Annotated in this window: 12 protein-coding genes and 1 riboswitch; of the genes, 1 reads left to right on the forward strand and 11 read right to left on the reverse strand. The window is 73.7% G+C overall.

Annotated elements, in window-relative coordinates; genetic code table 11:
* Window positions 1-13 precede the first annotated feature (13 nt).
* The 4 genes from OTB16_RS14530 to OTB16_RS14545 all read right to left on the reverse strand — a co-directional run bounded on the left by OTB16_RS14530 (window position 14) and on the right by OTB16_RS14545 (window position 5,734).
* Window positions 14-2,038 (reverse strand): sensor histidine kinase, encoded by a 2,025-nt coding sequence (locus tag OTB16_RS14530; protein WP_267720563.1) that lies wholly within the window; start codon window positions 2,036-2,038, stop codon window positions 14-16.
* Window positions 2,039-2,328: 290 nt separating this feature from the next.
* On the reverse strand, window positions 2,329-3,555 hold the full coding sequence (locus OTB16_RS14535) for an MBL fold metallo-hydrolase (RefSeq protein ID WP_267720564.1): 1,227 nt from the start codon (window positions 3,553-3,555) through the stop codon (window positions 2,329-2,331).
* A 238-nt stretch (window positions 3,556-3,793) separates the two neighbouring features.
* Window positions 3,794-4,579 carry an SGNH/GDSL hydrolase family protein gene (locus OTB16_RS14540; RefSeq protein WP_267720565.1) on the reverse strand — a complete coding sequence of 262 codons (786 nt, stop codon included), beginning with the start codon at window positions 4,577-4,579 and terminating at the stop codon, window positions 3,794-3,796.
* Between the two features lie 162 nt (window positions 4,580-4,741).
* Complete coding sequence (locus OTB16_RS14545; RefSeq protein ID WP_267720566.1) at window positions 4,742-5,734, reverse strand: LysM peptidoglycan-binding domain-containing M23 family metallopeptidase; 993 nt, start codon at window positions 5,732-5,734, stop codon at window positions 4,742-4,744.
* A 2-nt stretch (window positions 5,735-5,736) separates the two neighbouring features.
* A riboswitch (cyclic di-AMP (ydaO/yuaA leader) is annotated at window positions 5,737-5,912 on the reverse strand.
* A 312-nt stretch (window positions 5,913-6,224) separates the two neighbouring features.
* Here OTB16_RS14545 and OTB16_RS14550 point away from each other — a divergent pair.
* Window positions 6,225-7,043 carry a tyrosine-protein phosphatase gene (locus OTB16_RS14550; RefSeq protein ID WP_267720567.1) on the forward strand — a complete coding sequence of 273 codons (819 nt, stop codon included), beginning with the start codon at window positions 6,225-6,227 and terminating at the stop codon, window positions 7,041-7,043.
* A 25-nt stretch (window positions 7,044-7,068) separates the two neighbouring features.
* Here the strand turns inward: OTB16_RS14550 and OTB16_RS14555 are convergent, their stop codons facing one another.
* From OTB16_RS14555 to hpnD, 7 genes are all read right to left on the reverse strand, one after another.
* Complete coding sequence (locus tag OTB16_RS14555) at window positions 7,069-8,484, reverse strand: aspartate aminotransferase family protein (protein ID WP_267720568.1); 1,416 nt, start codon at window positions 8,482-8,484, stop codon at window positions 7,069-7,071.
* Window positions 8,481-9,512 (reverse strand): adenosyl-hopene transferase HpnH, encoded by a 1,032-nt coding sequence (gene hpnH / locus OTB16_RS14560; protein ID WP_267720751.1) that lies wholly within the window; start codon window positions 9,510-9,512, stop codon window positions 8,481-8,483. Before hpnH ends, OTB16_RS14555 begins: the two co-directional genes overlap by 4 nt.
* 5 nt (window positions 9,513-9,517) lie before the next feature.
* Window positions 9,518-10,186 carry a phosphorylase family protein gene (locus OTB16_RS14565; RefSeq protein WP_267720569.1) on the reverse strand — a complete coding sequence of 223 codons (669 nt, stop codon included), beginning with the start codon at window positions 10,184-10,186 and terminating at the stop codon, window positions 9,518-9,520.
* Window positions 10,186-12,234 carry a squalene--hopene cyclase gene (gene shc / locus OTB16_RS14570; RefSeq protein ID WP_267720570.1) on the reverse strand — a complete coding sequence of 683 codons (2,049 nt, stop codon included), beginning with the start codon at window positions 12,232-12,234 and terminating at the stop codon, window positions 10,186-10,188. Before shc ends, OTB16_RS14565 begins: the two co-directional genes overlap by 1 nt.
* A gap of 119 nt (window positions 12,235-12,353) precedes the next feature.
* Window positions 12,354-13,448 carry a polyprenyl synthetase family protein gene (locus OTB16_RS14575; RefSeq protein WP_420717698.1) on the reverse strand — a complete coding sequence of 365 codons (1,095 nt, stop codon included), beginning with the start codon at window positions 13,446-13,448 and terminating at the stop codon, window positions 12,354-12,356.
* Window positions 13,449-13,501: 53 nt separating this feature from the next.
* Entirely contained in the window at window positions 13,502-14,881 is a 1,380-nt protein-coding gene (gene hpnE, locus OTB16_RS14580; protein ID WP_267720572.1) for a hydroxysqualene dehydroxylase HpnE, read from the reverse strand.
* Between the two features lie 253 nt (window positions 14,882-15,134).
* Window positions 15,135-16,103, reverse strand: coding sequence for a presqualene diphosphate synthase HpnD (gene hpnD / locus OTB16_RS14585; protein ID WP_420717704.1), 969 nt, complete (start codon window positions 16,101-16,103; stop codon window positions 15,135-15,137).
* Between the last annotated feature and the right edge of the window lie 6 nt (window positions 16,104-16,109).

Consider the following 16,109-nt stretch of genomic DNA (forward strand, 5'->3'; position numbering starts at 1 on the left):
TGGGGGGTCGGGATCATGCCGGGTGCTCCGACTGGGCCAGTCCGAAGCCCCGTTGGAAGGCAGCCATCAGGCCGGGGTCGTGCAGGGGTTGTCCGGTGTCGTCGTCCCGGCGCGGGGCAGGGGCCTCGCGCAGCTGCGGGACGAGGTGCTCCTGGGCGCGGCGCCGGGGCAGCGAGGGCCGGTCGCCGCCGTCGCGGGCGGCGGGCACGGTCCGCTCGGCGGGGGCGTACGGGCGCTCGGGAAGCGGCACGGGTACGAGGCCCCGCGCCTCCCCGGCCCGCCCGTAGGGGGCTTGGGCCGCGACCCCGGCGAGGGGCTCGTCCCGGGCGTCGTCCCGCCGGCCGGGGTCCGCCGGGCCGGGGACCCCCGGCACGGCATCCCACGGCGGGGTCTCGGCCGCGCCCCACGGCTCCGGCCCGGCCGTGCCCCACAGCTCCGGCCCGACCGCGCCCCACGGCCCGGTCCGCTCCGGCTCCCACGGCCCGGCCTCGGCCGGCTCCCCGAACTCGGCCCGCTCGGACCGGTCGGACCGCTCGAGCCGGTCGGACCGCTCGAGCCCGTCCGCCTTCGCGGCCCACTCCCGTGAGGGCCGCGGCGGGCGGGCCGGCTCCTCCCACGCCGGCTGCGGCGGCGCGGCGCCCCAAGCCGGTTCAGTCCCCCATGCCGGTTCCGCCTCCCGGGCGGGCGCGGCCCCCCAAGCCGGTGCCGCCCGTCCCGCGTCCGGGGACTCCTGGCGCGGCGGCCCCACCCGTACGGGCTCCAGGGGCGGCGTCCCCGTCCCCGCACCGGTCCCCCAGGAGGTCGGCCGGGAGCCGCCCACCGCGTCGGCGGCGCCCGGCGCCTCCGCGCCCAGCAGTTCCTGCGGCAGCACCAGGACGGCGAGCACACCGCCGTAGATGTTGGACTTGAGCTCGACGGCGATCCCGTGCCGCCGGGCCAGGGCCGCGACGACGAACAGGCCGATCCGCCCGTCGGCGAGCAGGTTCCGGACGCTGATCCGGTCGGGGTCGCCGAGCAGGGCGTTCATCCGGTGCTGCTCCGCGGGCGGCATGCCGAGTCCCCGGTCCTCCACCTCGACCGCGATCCCGGCGGTGACCCGCTCGGCCCGCAGCACCACATCGGTGTCGGGGGCGGAGAACACGGTGGCGTTCTCGACCAGTTCGGCCAGCAGGTGCACCACGTCGGCGACGGCGTGGCCGCGTACGCTGCCGCCGGCCGGGGGTACCACCTTGACCCGGGTGTACTGCTCGACCTCCGCGACCGAGGAGCGGAGCACCTCGCTCAGGTCGATGGGCCGGGTCCACTGGCGGCGCGAAGCCGCGCCGCCGAGCACGGCCAGGTTCTCGGCGTGGCGGCGGATGCGGGTGGCGAGGTGGTCGACGTGGAAGAGCTCCTTGAGCAGGTCCGGGTCCTCGACCGTGTCCTCCAGGCCGTCCAGAAGCGAGATCTCCCGGTGGACGAGCGACTGCAGCCGGCGGGCGAGGTTGACGAACACCTCCACCTTCCGCTCGCTGTCGGACGGGGTGACCGGGCCGGCCAGCCGCGCGACGGTCGAGTACGCCTGCTCGCGGGCGCCCCGCAGCTCCTGGGAGAGCAGCCAGAACTCGTCCACGCCCGTCGGGTCGCCGCCGGGCGGCGGTCCGGTCGGGCCGCCGCGCACCGGGCGCGCCGGTGCCTCGCCGCGCTCCAGCCGGTCGGCGGCGGCCCGCAGTTCCTGCCGCCCGCGCACGCTCGAGCGGCGCAGCGCCTCGCACCGGTCCCGGACCGCCTTGGCGGAGCGCTGGGCTCCGAGGAGGGCCGCCGCGAGGGCGGCGACGACGAGCAGGGCGCAGCCGGTCAGTACGGGCCACAGCCGGGCGTCCAGCTCGCCCGCTCCGCCGCCGAGCTGGAGGGTGAAGATCACCGCGGCGGCGCCGCTGAGCCCGGCGGCGAGGGCGGGCAGCAGGGCGGCGCGGACCAGCTGGGGCCTTATCTGCCGGCCCGGACCGGTGACGGCGTGTCTCGACGGGGAGTGGCGGGCGGCGCGAAGTCCGGACATCTGCGTCCTCGGTACGTGGGGCCCGGCCCCCAGCGTTCTCGGGGCCGGTGTTGATCACCGGTTACCCACGCTAGACCGCACCCTCCCGCCCCGGACGGCGAGTTGGGGAAGTTGGGCAGGGTGCTTCCCGCTCCCGGTGGAGCGCTCGCACAACCGCCCGAATCCGCCGGGGCGCCTCCGGCGCGGGGACCGCGGTGGCCCCGCGCCGGACGACCCGCCCCCGCGGGCCGGTGCCTCCACGAGCCGACGGCCTCTTGGCGCACCTGCGACCCGACGGCCCCTCGGCGCACCTACGACCCGACGGCCTCGGACTCCTCGCGCCCCACGGGACTCGGCGCCGCGGACGCCGCCGACGGTGCTTCTCCGGCGGCCGGGAAGGCCTCCGCCGTCTGCACGGTGCCCGCCGCCCTGGCCGCCACGAACGGGCGCCACCACGGTGCGGCCGGGACCGAGGCCGTTCCCGGTTCGAAGGGCTGGCCCGGAATCGGCAGGGCGATGGCCGCCCCGCTTTCCCCGGCGGCGGCGACGGTGCCCTCGCCCGGCTCGTCCCACGGGTGGGGGGCCAGGTTGAAGGTGCCCCAGTGGATCGGCAGCATCGTGCCGTGCGGGATGCCGCCCTGGAGGTCGAGGTGGGCGCGCATGCCCTCCTCGGGGGTCATGTGGATGTCGGGCCAGTACTCCGAGTAGGCCCCGATCTGGATCATCGTGGCGTCGAAGGGGCCGTGCGCGGCGCCGATCTCGCGGAAGCCGGGGAAGTACCCGGTGTCGCCGCTGTGGTAGATCCGGTGGTCGTCGCCCGCTACCACCCAGGACGCCCACAGGGTGTGCTGCTGGTTGCGCAGGCCGCGCCCGCAGAAGTGCCGGGCCGGGGTCGCCGTGAGGGTGAGTCCGGCGATCTTGGTGCTCTCGTTCCAGTCGAGCTCGCGCAGCCGGTCGGCCGGGACTCCCCAGCGCTCCAGGTGCGCGCCGACGCCGAGCGGGACCGCGAAGACCGTGTCCGTACCGGCCAGGCTCTTGATCGTCGGGAGGTCGAGGTGGTCGTAGTGGTCGTGCGAGATCACCACGACGTCGACGTCACCCAGCGAGGCCAGGGGTACCGGCACCGGATGCAGCCGCTTGGGCCCGGCGAACGGGAAGGGGGAGCAGCGGTCGCCCCAGACCGGGTCGAACAGCACGCGTCGCCCGTCGATCTCGGCGAGCACGCTGGAATGGCCCATCCAGGTCACGCGCAGCCCGCTCGCGGGCGGCCTGGCCAGTTCCGCGAGGGTGGTCGGGTAGACGGGGATCGGCGCGCCTGGGTTGCGGCGCAGCCGCTGTTCCTTGTGGAAGTAGATCTTGGCGAACTCCCGCATCGACCCGGAGGGCCTGGTCCGGGCGCCGACCGGGTTCTGGAAGACGCCGTCGGCGAAGTTCGGCGAGCGGCGGATGCGCTCCAGCCGGGCGCCGGACGGGTCCGCGCCGAAGGCTTCGGGCCGCAGGGCGCGCAGCCGTGGACGCAGGGGACGGGAGCCGGTCAAAGCGCCTCCTGGGAGGATGGGTCACGCGGGTCGTGGACGTCTACCCCCATCCCAACGCACACGGGCCCCGAAGGATTCCTCTCCCGGCCGGGTGGTCCCCCGTGTCGCACGCGCCCCGGCCGTCCCGCCCCTCTCCCCTTTCCCCCGAGGGCGCCCCGCCGCCACCGCCCCGGCGTCTTGACACCCGGCCCCGACCCCCGACCCCCAGCCCCAACCCCCGTCTCCCGTCCCCGCCCGTCTACAGCGGCAGCAGGTCCGGCCGCTTCGCCGCGACGTGGTCCCCGGAGGACTCCCCGCGCAGCCGCCGGCCGATCCAGGGGGCGAGGTGTTCGCGCGCCCACTGGATGTTGTCCCGGGTGGTGTCCACCGAGCCGCGCGGCCGCTGCGGCGGCCACGGCTGGTCGGGGTCGGCCGGCACCTGGATCCCCAGCACCTGCGCGGCGCGCAGGGCCACGCGCGTGTGCCCCTCGGGCGACAGGTGCAGCCGGTCGCCGTCCCAGGCCCGCCGGTCCTGTACGGACCTGAGGGACCAGAGGTCGAGCACCGGGCAGTCGTACCGGTCGGCGATGGAGCGCACGTGGGCGCTGTACATCGCCACCTTGCCGCGGAGGTGCCTGAGGACGGGAACGCCGCGGGTGTCGAAGCCGGTGGTGATCATGACCTGGCCTACGGACCCGGCGAGGTCGGCCACCGCGGCCTCGAACCGCTCCGCCACGTCGTCGGGGTCGCTGCCGGGCCGGATGATGTCGTTGCCGCCCGCGCAGAAGGTCACGAGGTCCGGTGCGAGCGCCTTGGCCCGCGGGACCTGCTCGGCCACGATCTGGTCGAGGAGCCGGCCGCGCACGGCCAGGTTCGCGTATCGGAAGTCGTGCTCGTCGCGTCGATCGGCCAGGAGCACGGCGAGCCGGTCCGCCCAGCCGAGAAACGATCCCCCCGGTCCCGGGTCCCCCACACCCTCGGTGAAGCTGTCCCCGATCGCCGCGTACGAGCCGATGGTCTTGAGTGTCGTCGTCGTCGCTGCCACGAAACAACATCCTTCACCGCGGCGGGCAACCTACGCCAACGTAAGCAGGGGTTGACGGACCGTGATCTATACCACCCGGGGGATAAGGAATAAGTACGCGTCAGGCCGGGACCCCCATCGGGTCCCGGCCTGACGCGCGTTTCACTCCCGCGGCGGATGCCGTCAGACGGTGGCGCCCTTCGAGCGGAGGTAGGCCAGCGGGTTGATGTCCGAGCCGTAGGACGGGCCCGTGCGGATCTCGAAGTGGAGGTGCGGGCCGGAGGAGTTGCCGGTGGAGCCGGAGAGGCCGATGCGCTGGCCGGCGGTCACGCTCTGGCCGGCCGAGACGGACAGCGAGGAGAGGTGGCCGTACTGGGAGTACTTGCCGTCCGCGTGCCGGATGACGACCTCGTTGCCGTACGAGCCGCCCCAGCCGGCGGAGACGACGGTGCCGGCGCCGACGGCCTTGACGGTGGTGCCGGAGCTCGCGATGAAGTCGACTCCGGTGTGGTAACCGGAGGACCACATGGCGCCGCTCGCCCTGTACTGGGTGGAGACCCCGCCGCCGACGGGGGCCACGAAGCCGGCGCCGGAGGGAGCCGCCGCGCCGGTGGAGGTCTCGGCGTCGCGCGCCTTCTGCTTCGCCTTGGGCTGCGGCTTCGCGGCGGGGGCGTCCTGCTCCCCGGCGGCGGCCTTGCCGGAGACCGGGGCCTCGGCCGGCTTCTGCTTCTTCTGGACCGGCTTCTCCGCCGGAGCCGGAGCCGGGGCGGAGGCGGTCGGGGCCGACGCGCCCTTCGCGCCGAGCGTCAGCTTCAGGCCCGGGTGGATCATCGAGGGGTCGGCGCCGACGGCCTCGCGGTTGTCGGCGTACAACCGCTCCCAGCCGCCGGACAGGTCCCGCTCCGCGGCGATCTTGGAGAGGTAGTCGCCGGACACGACCGTGTACACGGCCGGAGCGGCCGCCGGGGCCGCGGCGGGAGCCGCCTGCAGCGCGACCGGCAGCTGAGGGGCCACGGCGGGCGCCGTCACCGGCGCGGCGGCCGGGGCTCCGGCCGCCTGGGCGCCGGCGGCGCCCAGCAGCGGCAGCGCGAGGGCCGCACCGCCGGTGCCCGCGACGGCGAAACCGCGGGAGATGGAAAGGGACTTGGGACGGCGGTGCTTACCCTTTGCGGGCATGGCGGTTTCCTCTCCGTCGCCTGCGAGGTGAGCTGTCGGGTTCGGACTGGAGATGTCCGGCCGCACACGTATGGGCACATGTACGGCTTCACCCCAAGCCGTCCCGATATGAAGACTCGGGACAGCGGCTTACCTGGTTCCCCCGCTCCTGCCGCGCGTGAATAGTCGGGTGCGGTTTTCCGGGTGGCGGCAGGATTCGGCGGTCCGCCCGGATCGATCGCGAAGGTAATCGAGTCCGGCCGCAAGGAACAAGCCGCGAATTACCTGACGGAATCACAGAGGTGAGGGATCGACGGAATTCCCGTCACCCTCCGTCCATTCCCGGCCGCCAACAACCGGTCTGGCTGGGCCATTCGGCTTCCGCGATCAGGCACTCACCGTCACCGTATGATCTGGCTCACGGGGACGCGCCCGATCTCGCCTCCGGATATGGCAAGTTGTCGCCAAGTAGCGCAATTCGGACACCCTACGACGACGCGGAGGAGTTCACGTGACCCAGCAGATACCCCCGACCCCGACCGGGGCACCGCAACCGGAGCCGGAGCTGACCGGAGTGCGGAACTTCCGCGACGTGGGCGGATTGCCGGCTTCGGGCGGACGGAGGGTCAGGCCGGGACGACTCTTCCGAAGCGGACATCTCGCACATGCCACCGAAACCGACACAGAGTTCCTCAACTCGCTGGGGCTCCACACCGTCTTCGACTTCCGCAACGACGCCGACCACGCCCTGGAAGGGCCGGACGTGGAACTCCCCGGAGTCCGGAACGTCAACATCCCGCTCTCGGATCCGGCGGACGGCCGGGAGTTCTGGAAGATGGTCCGCGACGGCGATCTGGAGCAGCTCCGCGGGCTCCTGGGCGACGGGAGGGGTGCGGCCCGGATGGCGCACTCGTACCGCGCGATCATCGCGAACCGCACCGCCGAGCACAGCCTGGTCCTGCACGCGCTCGCCGGGGACAGCGTCCCCGCGCTCATGCACTGCGCGGCCGGCAAGGACCGGGCCGGCCTGTCGATCGCCGTCACCCTCCTCGCGCTGGGCGTCGAGCGCGAGGCGATCGTGGCGGACTACCTGGAGTCCAACGCCCCGCACCGCCGCTACCGGCTGCGCCGCGGCAGCGACGCCCCCGAGGCCCGCTCCCCCGAGGTGATGGAGCTGCTGTCCCCGCTGTTCGACGCCCGCGCTGCGTACCTGACGGCGGCGTTCGACACCATCGACGAGACCTGGGGCGGGGTGGAGGCCTACCTGGCCGAGGGCCTCGGGCTCGCGCCCGAGACCCTCGCCCGGCTCCGGGCCGGACTGCTGGACTGACCTCGCCGGAGCGGGCCGTCGGCGCTCAGCGGTTGCCGACGGCCTGCTTCACCAGCGTCCGGCCGAAGTCCCACATCAGCCCGGACCCGGCGTGGGCCTCGTCCATGACCTCGCGGAAGGCGCCGACGAACCGGTCGACGTCGGCCTCGTCCACGACGAGCGGCGGGATGAGCTTGATCACTTCCAGGTGGTCACCGGACACCTGGGTGAGGATGCGGTGCTTCTGCAGCAGCGGCACCACGACCATCTGCGCGAAGAGACCCTTGCGGGCCGCCTGGAGCATCGTCCACCGGCTGCGCAGCCCCAGCGACGACGGCCGGCCGAACTCGATGCCGATCATCAGCCCGCGCCCCCGCACCTCGTGCAGCAGCTCGTACTCGTCCACGAGGGCCGCGAGCCGCCCGCGGAGCAGGTCGCCCATGGCCCGCGCGTTCGCGACGACCTCCTCGTCCTCCATGACGCAGAGCACCGCGATCCCGGCCGCCATCGCCTGCGCGTTGGAACCGAAGCTCGCGGAGTGGACGAGCACCCGGTCCATGGACGAGTAGACGCGTCTGAAGATCCAGTCCTTGCCCAGGGTCGCGCCGACCGGCACGTAGCCGCCGGACAGCGCCTTGGCCACGCACACGAGGTCCGGTTCCACGCCCGGCTCGTGCTGGTACGCGTAGAAGTCCCCGGTCCGTCCGAGGCCCGTCTGCACCTCGTCGGCGATCAGCAGCGCCTTGTACCGGTGCAGCAGCTCCTGAGCGGCGAGCAGGAATCCGGGCGGGGCGGCGAGGACCCCCTTGCCCTGGATCGGCTCCACCACCAGGGCGGCCACGTCCCCGCGCCGCAGTTCCCGCTCCAGGGCCGCCAGGTCACCGAGGGCGATCATCGTGTCGGGCAGCAGCGGCGCGAAGCCGTCCCGGAAGCCGCCCTCCCCGTTCACCGAGAGCGCGCCCGTGGTCAGCCCGTGGAAGGCGTGGTCGCAGTAGAGGACCCTGGGCCGCCCGGTGGCGTACCGGGCGAACTTCAGGGCGGTCTCCACCGCCTCGGTGCCGCTGTTGCCGAAGAAGACCCGGTCCAGGTGCGGGCTGTACGAGAGGAGCTTCTCGGCCAGCAGCCCGGGCAGCGGCTGGCAGTCGAAGCGGGTCAGGTCGGCGAGCCCGGCGTCGAGCACGTCGTGCAGGGCCTTGCGGACCACGGGGTGGTGGCGGCCCACGCCCATCACCCCGAATCCCGCCAGCATGTCCAGGTAGTCGTTGCCCTCGTCGTCCCAGAAGTGGGCGCCCTCGGCCCGCTCGTAGACCTTGTCGAAGCCGATGGTGTGCAGCATCCGGGGCAGCTGGTGGTTGAGGTACCGGGCGTGCAGCTCGTACCGCTCCGCGCCGCGCTCGGCCAGCAGGGCGCCGAGGTCGAAGCCCCCGCCCCGGCCGCCCTCCTCCCGCGGTCCGGCGCTCATGCCGACTTGCCCCGGTTCCCGCCGATCGTCTCCCGGGCCGCCCGCAGGGACTCCTTCAGGGAGCCCATGGTGGCGAGGACGGCCGTGGGCTCGTAGCCGCAGTGCGCCATACAGTTCGCGCAGCGCGGGTCCTTGCCGCGGCCGTACTTGCTCCAGTCGGTGTCGTTGATGAGCTCGCGGTACGTCGGCACGTAGCCGTCGCTCATCAGGTAACAGGGGCGCTGCCAGCCGAAGAGCGTGTAATTCGGAATGGCCCAGGCGGTGCAGGGGAAGTCCGCCTTGCCTTCCAGGAAATCCAGGAAGAGCGGCGAGTGGTTGAGCCGCCAGCGGCGCCGGTTGCCTCCGGAGAAGGCCTTTTTGAAGAGTTCCCGGGTCTGCTCGACGCCCAGGAAGTGCTCTTGGTCGGGGGCCTTCTCGTAGGCGTAGGCGGGCGAGATCATCATCTCGTCCACTTGGAGGTCGTCGTTCAGGTAGTTGAGCACCTCGATGATCGTCTGCGGGGTGTCGGTGTTGAAGAAGGTCGAGTTCGTGGTGACCCGGAAACCTCGGCGCTTCGCCTCCTTGATGGCCGCGACCGCCTCGTCGAAGACGCCCTCCTTGGCGACCGACTCGTCGTGGCGCTCGCGCAGCCCGTCGATGTGCACGGCGAAGGCGAAGTAGGGGGACGGTGTGAATTTCTCGATCTTCTTGCGCAGCAGCAGCGCGTTGGTGCAAAGGAATACATACTTCCGCTTCGCCACCAGCTGCCGGACGATCTCGTGGATCTGCGGGTGCATCAGGGGCTCGCCGCCCGCGATGGACACCATGGGCGCACCCGACTCCAGCACGGCGCCGACCGCCTGGGCGACCGGCATGCGCTGCTTGAGCACCCCCGCCGGGTGCTGGATCTTCCCGCAGCCCTCACAGGCCAGGTTGCAGGCGTAGAGCGGTTCGAGCTCGACGATCAGCGGGAACTTCTCCCGCTTGCGGAGCTTCTGTTCGAGAAGATAGGTCCCGACCCTGATGGACTGGCGCAGCGGCATGGCCATCTGGCTCACCTCCTGGGGAGCAGCGAAGAACGGTGCCATTCATAAAAAGCGGGCAGTACGGCACGCAATACACGGAAGGCCGATATTCCACCGCGGACGGTGCCGATGCGGACGAGCTCGTGCTCCGGAGCGTCCACGATCACCCGGACGGCGGCAACGGGGCGTCCTGCGGCCGCCCCGCCTCCCCGGGTTGCGGTCCACAGCGTGGCCGCGGACTCCATGTCGACCGCGACGGCGCCGGTGGCGCGCAGCTGCGCGCGCTCCTGGCCGCGGACGACGTGGTCGGATCCGGTCAGTGCGCCGAGGTGCACGGTACGGCCGGGCGCGGCCCGGGCCAGTGCCTCGGCGAGAAGGGCCGTGCCGGTGCAGGCGACGGAACCGTGCGGGTCCCGGGTCTCCTCGGCCACCACCAGGTCCCCGGGGTGCATCCCGGGGACGAGTCCGGCGCAGAACCCGGTCGCGAGGACGGCGGCCCGGTCCATGCCCGGTCGTTCCAGGGCCCGGGCGACGGCCCGCTCGGCCGCGCGCGGACCCATGCCGGTGCGCAGCACGGCGTACCGCTCGGGGGCGCCCCCCCGGCCCGTGCCGCGCAGGGCGGCCCGCTCGATGCGCAGCGCGCAGGCGACGAGCAGCGGGGACGTGCCGCCGGAGGGGTGCTCCGGCCCGCCGGCCATCAGGCCTCCGCGGCGCGGACGGAGGGCTCCCCGTACAGGTAGCGGCCGAGCGCGGTGAGCGGGAACACCTGCCGGTACAAGTGGTAGTTGATGGAGAAGTCCCAGGGGAACCCGGTCCCCGTGAAGTACGGCTCGTCCCAGGAGCCGTCCTCCTCCTGCGTCCGCACGAGGTAGGCGATGCCGCGCTCGACGGACCCGCCGTCGCGCTCGCCGGCCGACAGCAGGGCCATCAGCGCCCACGCGGTCTGCGAGGCGGTGGAGGCGCCCTTCCCGGCCCACGAGGGGTCCTTGTAGGAGCGCTGGTCCTCGCCCCACCCGCCGTCCTCGTTCTGTACGGACTCCAGCCAGCGCACCGCCCGCCGGATCGCGGGGTGTCCCGGGGCGAGGCCGGCGGCGGTCAGGGCGGGCACCACCGAGCCGGTGCCGTAGACGTAATTGGTGCCCCAGCGGCCGAACCAGCCTCCCTCCGGCTCCTGTTCGGCGAGCAGCCAGGTGATGCCGCGCCGGGTCCGGGGGTCCGCCGCCCGGCCCTCGAAGGCGAGCATCTCCACGACGTGGGCGGTGACGTCCGCCGAGGGCGGGTCGATGACCTCGCCGAAGTCGCAGAAGGGCAGCTTGTTCGGGTAGGGGCTGGTGTTGTCGGCGTCGAAGGCGCCCCAGGCTCCGTTCTTCGACTGCATGCCGAGGGTCCAGGACACCCCGCGGCCGATGGCACCCTCCACCCGGGCGGGGTCGGGGTGCCTGACGCGGCGCAGGGCGAGGACGACCTCGGCGGTGTCGTCGATGTCGGGATAGGTGTCGTTGTGGAACTCGAACGCCCACCCGCCGGGCGCGAGCCCGGGCCGCCGCACCGCCCAGTCCCCGCTGCGCACGATCTCCTCGCCCAGCATCCAGTCGGCCGCCTTGACCAGCGCCGGGTGGTCGGCCGGCAGGCCCGCGTCGGCCAGTGCGATGGCGGCGAGGCAGGTGTCCCAGACCGGCGACTGGCAGGCCTCGATCATCCGGGCGCCGTCCTCGCGCCACACCGCGAACCGGTCCAGGGACTCCAGCCCGGCGCGCATCACCGGATGCTTCAGGTCGTAGCCGAGCAGGTGCAGGGCGATGACGGAGTACACGGCGGGCGGCTGGATGCCGCCCCAGCAGCCGTCGTTCTCCTGGCGTTCGACGATCCAGCGGCCGGCGGTGTCCATCGCGGCCTTGCGCAGCCGGCGCGGGGCGAAGCGCCGGTAGACGTGCAGCGCCTTGTCCATCCGCTGGAAGACTCCGTCCCAACTGGTCAGCGGGGCCAGCCGCTTGAGCGGGTTCGGCACCCGGGCGTCGGCGTGCAGCTCGTCCAGGGCGAACGGGCCGGGGCGGACCGGGCGCAGCGCGGAGACCACGGTGAGCGGGACGATGGTCTGGCGGGCCCAGCAGCCGAAGTCGTAGATGTTCAGCGGGGCCCAGGACGGCAGGAACACCAGCTCCGGGGGGAGTTCGGGCAGGTGGTCCCAGTTCCACCAGCCGAAGAGCGCGAGCCAGATCCGGGTGAAGACCCGGGCGGCGGCGATGCCCCCGTGGGCCCGGATCCATGCCGAGGCGCGGGCCATGTGCGGGGAGTCCGGGGCGTCTCCGGCGAGGCGGAGGGCCACGTACGCCTCGATGGTGGCGGAGAGATCGGAGGGTCCGCCGTGGAAGGTGGCCCAGGTGCCGTCGGAGCGCTGCTCGCCGCGGATGAAGAGGGCGGTGGCGGCGGTGACGGCCTCGTCCGGGATGCCGAGGAACTGCCGCAGCAGCAGGTCTTCGGCGTCCATGGTGACGTTGGTCTCCAGGTCGCCCTTCCACCAGCCCTCGGGGTCCTGGCGTTCCAGGAGGTGCCGCGTCGCGCGCGCCGCCGCCTCGTGCGGTGTCCGCGGCCCGGGATCCGGTGGTGCGGGCGGGTCCGCGACGGCGGCCTCCGGCCGGGCCGGACCCACCGACGGCACGGCCGGGTCCGGTCCCGGCCGGGGGCCGGCTTCGATTCCGCTGCCAGCGCCGGCGCTGTCCGCGCCGCCGTCGGTCGTCGCTGTCATGGCTTCCCCTTAGAACAGTGGCCTGTGCTGTGCTGGGGTCTGCCGTCGACCGGCGCACGCCCCGGAGGGGGGCGGCGCCGGCCGGCGACCGTAGCGTCATATCAGCTGGTCGGCGGCGATCACCTTTTGCGTACGACGACGAAGTCGGCGAGGGCCACCAGCTGCTCGCGCACCGTCTGCGGCATGTCCACGTCGTCCAGGGCGCGGATCGCGACGGCGTGCTGGCGGCGGGCCTCGTCGGCGGTCCACTGGCGGCCGCCGGCCGCCTCGATCAGCGCCGCCCGGGCCGCGAACTCCTCCTCCGAGAAGTTCTCGAAGTCGTTGCTCTTGGCATCGGCGGCGAGCAGCTCGGCGAGCTCCTCGCAGGCGGGCCCGCCCGCCGCGAGGGCCGCGACGACCGGCAGCGACTTCTTGCGCTGGCGCAGGTCGCTCCAGGTCTGCTTGCCGGTGGCCTCCGGGTCGCCCCAGATGCCGAGCAGGTCGTCGACGGCCTGGAAGGCGAGGCCCAGGTGGTAGCCGTACTCCTCCAGCTTGTCGGCGGTGCGGTCGTCCGCTCCGCCGAGCACCGCGCCGATGGAGACGGCGCAGGCGAGGAGGGCGCCGGTCTTGTTGCCCTCCATCTCCAGGCACTCCTCGACGCTGACGCGCTCGCGGTGCTCGTAGGAGATGTCCTGGGCCTGGCCGTCGATGAGCTTGCGGCTGGCGGTGGTCAGCCGGCGGGCGGCGCGGCCCGCCTCCACGGTGCCCAGCTCCAGCAGGACCTCGTTGGCGAGGGCGAAGAGCGCGTCGCCGACCAGGATCGCCAGCGCCGGTCCGTGCACCTTCCACACCGTGTCGCGGTGGCGGCGCTGCTCGTCGCCGTCCATCAGGTCGTCGTGCAGCAGCGAGAAGTTGTGGACGAGTTCGACCGCGACGGCGCCCGGGACGCCGACCTCGGCCGCGGCGCCCGCGGCCTCTGCGGAGAGCAGCGCGAGGGCGGGGCGCACGGCCTTGCCGCCGTCGCCGTCCGCGGGGTTGCCCTGGGCGTCGATCCAGCCGAAGTGGTAGGCGGCGACGGTGTCCATGGGCGCCGCGAGCCGGCCGACGGCGGCGCGGAGCACGGGCGTCGACAGCGTGCGGCCGCGCTCCAGGAGGGCGAGCGTGTCCGCCTTCTCCCCGCTGGCGGTGCCCACCCGGGCATCCGTGTTCTCGACGGCCGGATTCCCCGGGTTCACTGGTTCTCCTCTGGTTCCTGTACGTGCGGTGCCGGTCGTGCTGGTGGTCGTCGTCATGCCGCCTCCTGCAGAGGGTGTTCGCGGGGGCGGCCGAGTGCGGCGAGCGCGGCGTGCGCCGCGTTCAGTCCGCTCCGTACGGCGCTCTCCATGGTCGCGGGCCAGCCGGTGGCAGTCCACGCACCGGCCAGGTAGAGCCCCGGCGTGTCGGTCCGCGCGCCGGGGCGCAGCCGGCCGACGCCGGGGGTGGGGGCGAAGGTGGCCGTCCGCTCCCGGGTGACGAAGAAGTCCCGTACCTTGGCGCCGCGCGCGGCCGGCAGCAGCTTCTCCAGCTCGGGCAGGTACTTGTCGCGCAGGAGCGAGACGGGTTCCTCGATGTCGTCCTGTGCGACGGACTGGGACAGCGCCAGGTACTGGCCGCCGTCGGGGAGTCCGGAGGCCTCGGTGCGGTCGAAGACCCACTGCACCGGGGAGCCGAGCGCGGCGAAGAAGGGCTGCTTGAGCACCTTGCGGTCGTAGACGACGTGGACGTTGAGGATCGGCGCGGTGCCGATGTCCAGGAGCCGGTCCGGGTCGGCGAGCGCCCCGGCCGGGAGCAGTCCGTGCGCCTCGCGCTGCGGGACTGCGAGGACGACGGTGTCCGCGGCGAGGGACTCCCCTTCGGTGTCGACCCGCCAATGCCCTTCGGGCGTACGGGAGACGGCGGTGACCCGGGTGCGCAGCTCGGTCCGTACGCCGGCCGCGTCGAGCGCCTTGCGGGCGAGGGTGTCGTGCAGGTCGCCGAGCGGTACGCGGGCCCAGCCGATGTCGGCGGCTCCGTTCTCCGAGAGCAGGCCGGTCTTGAAGACCATGGCGGCCAGGCCCAGCGAGGACTGTTCGGCCGTCGCGTTGAGGGTGGCGATGCCGACGAGGTCCCACAGGGCCTCGATCGTACGGGCGGACTGGCCGTAGCGGCCGAGCCAGGTCGCGAAGTCCAGGCCGTCCAGCACCGGGTCGGCGGGGTCGAGCCGGCGCAGCGCGAGGGCGGCCCGCCCGACGGACGCCCGCTCGGCAAGGGAGAGGTGCGGGTAGCGGGCCAGGGAGCCGGCCAGGTGCAGGGGCACGGGCAGGCGGCTGCGGCGCAGCCGGCCCAGGCGCGGGCCGCCGGGGTGGGCGACGTCGAGGACGGGGACGTCGAGCCGGTCCTGGACCGGGGCGAGGGCGGCGCCGTCGACGCGGTCGAGGAACCACCGGTAGGCGGTGCAGCAGCGCAGGTACACGTGCTGGCCGTTGTCGACGGTGAGTTCGCCGCGCTTGAACGAGAAGGCCAGCCCGCCGAGCCGCGGGCGGCCCTCCAGGAGCGTGACCCGCAGTCCGGCGTCGGCGAGTTCGAGTGCGGCGGTGACCCCGGCGAGTCCGCCGCCGACGACGACGGCGTTGCGTTCGCTGTCGCTCATGCGCCCTCCCGGGTGCTGCGGTTCCCCTCCGGGGCGGTCGCCCGTCGCGCCCGCGCGGCGGCCGGCCGTGTACGGCCCGAACGGAGAGACGCGGCGGGCGGGGTGAAGGTTGCGTACGGGGTTGCGTGCGCTGACGCGGGCGCCGAGGTCCTGCCCGGCCCGGCGGGGGCGGGCAGGGGCCCGGGACGCCGGGCCCCCGGGTGGGTCGAGGCGCGGCCGGGGTGCGCCGGCCGCGCGGAGCGGGTCGGGTTCATCAGATCCGCCTCCGGGTGTTCTGGCGGGAGATGGTCCGCGCGTCGAGGCCGGAGAGCCCGCGTACGGCGACGTACGCCTTCTCGTGCGTCGGCAGCGAGACGCGGCCGCGCAGTACGGCGTCCGGCTCCCGCTCGATGCGGTCGAGGAGGCGCCGGTAGATCCCGGCCATGGCGGCCACGCAGGCTCCGCTGCGCCGGTCGAGCAGGGGCAGCAGCCGGTAGCCCTCGACGAACAGGGCCCGGGCACGCCGGACTTCGTGGTGGACGAGACCGGCAAAGTCGGATCCGGCGGGCATCCGCTCGCTGCCGAACCCGTCCGAGCAGCCGAACTTGGCGAGGTCCTCTGCGGGCAGGTAGGTGCGGCCGTTGGCCGCGTCCTCGCGAACGTCCCTGAGGATGTTGGTGAGTTGCAGGGCGAGGCCGAGGGTGTCGGCGTACTCCCCGGCGCGGGCCGCGTCGGCCGCTGCGAGTCCGCCCGCGCCGACGGTGCCGAACACGCCGAGCGAGAGCCGCCCGATGGCGCCGGCGACACACCGGCAGTAGTCCTTGAGGTCGTCCCAGGTCTCGTAGGTCTCGCCGCGGACGTCCATCAGGACACCGTCGATGAGTTCGTCGAGTCCGCCGAGCGGGATCGGGAACCGGCGCGCGGCGTGCGCGAGGGCGACGGCGACCGGGTCGGTGTCGTCCTCGTCGATCTCCTCGGCCCGGATCCGGCCCAGCAGGGCGCGGGTCTCCTCCAGCCGGGCCAGCTTCGCGCCGGGCGCGAGCGTGCCGTCGCCGATGTCGTCGACACGGCGGGAGAAGGCGTACAGCGCGGACATCGCCTGCCGCTTGTCGGTGGGCAGCAGCCGGATGCCGTACGCGAAGTTCCGCGCCTGCGATCCGGTGACGGCCTCGCAGTAGCTGTAGGCCGCCAGGACCGGTGCGGACGGCGCAGCCGGTGATGACGCTTGTGTGGGGCCCTCCACGTTGGG

The organism is Streptomyces antarcticus, assembly GCF_026627255.1.
GTDB classification, from domain to species: Bacteria; Actinomycetota; Actinomycetes; order Streptomycetales; family Streptomycetaceae; genus Streptomyces; species Streptomyces antarcticus.

What these genes read in the sequence shown, in the direction of transcription:
- hpnH (WP_267720751.1), bottom strand. Translation starts at nt 9,512, where the DNA reads ATGGCCATGCCGCTGCGCCAGTCCATCAGGGTCGGGACCTATCTTCTC.
- OTB16_RS14555 (WP_267720568.1), bottom strand. Translation starts at nt 8,484, where the DNA reads ATGAGCGCCGGACCGCGGGAGGAGGGCGGCCGGGGCGGGGGCTTCGAC.
- OTB16_RS14565 (WP_267720569.1), bottom strand. Translation starts at nt 10,186, where the DNA reads ATGGCCGGCGGGCCGGAGCACCCCTCCGGCGGCACGTCCCCGCTGCTC.
- OTB16_RS14530 (WP_267720563.1), bottom strand. Translation starts at nt 2,038, where the DNA reads ATGTCCGGACTTCGCGCCGCCCGCCACTCCCCGTCGAGACACGCCGTC.
- OTB16_RS14545 (WP_267720566.1), bottom strand. Translation starts at nt 5,734, where the DNA reads ATGCCCGCAAAGGGTAAGCACCGCCGTCCCAAGTCCCTTTCCATCTCC.
- shc (WP_267720570.1), bottom strand. Translation starts at nt 12,234, where the DNA reads ATGACAGCGACGACCGACGGCGGCGCGGACAGCGCCGGCGCTGGCAGC.
- hpnE (WP_267720572.1), bottom strand. Translation starts at nt 14,881, where the DNA reads ATGAGCGACAGCGAACGCAACGCCGTCGTCGTCGGCGGCGGACTCGCC.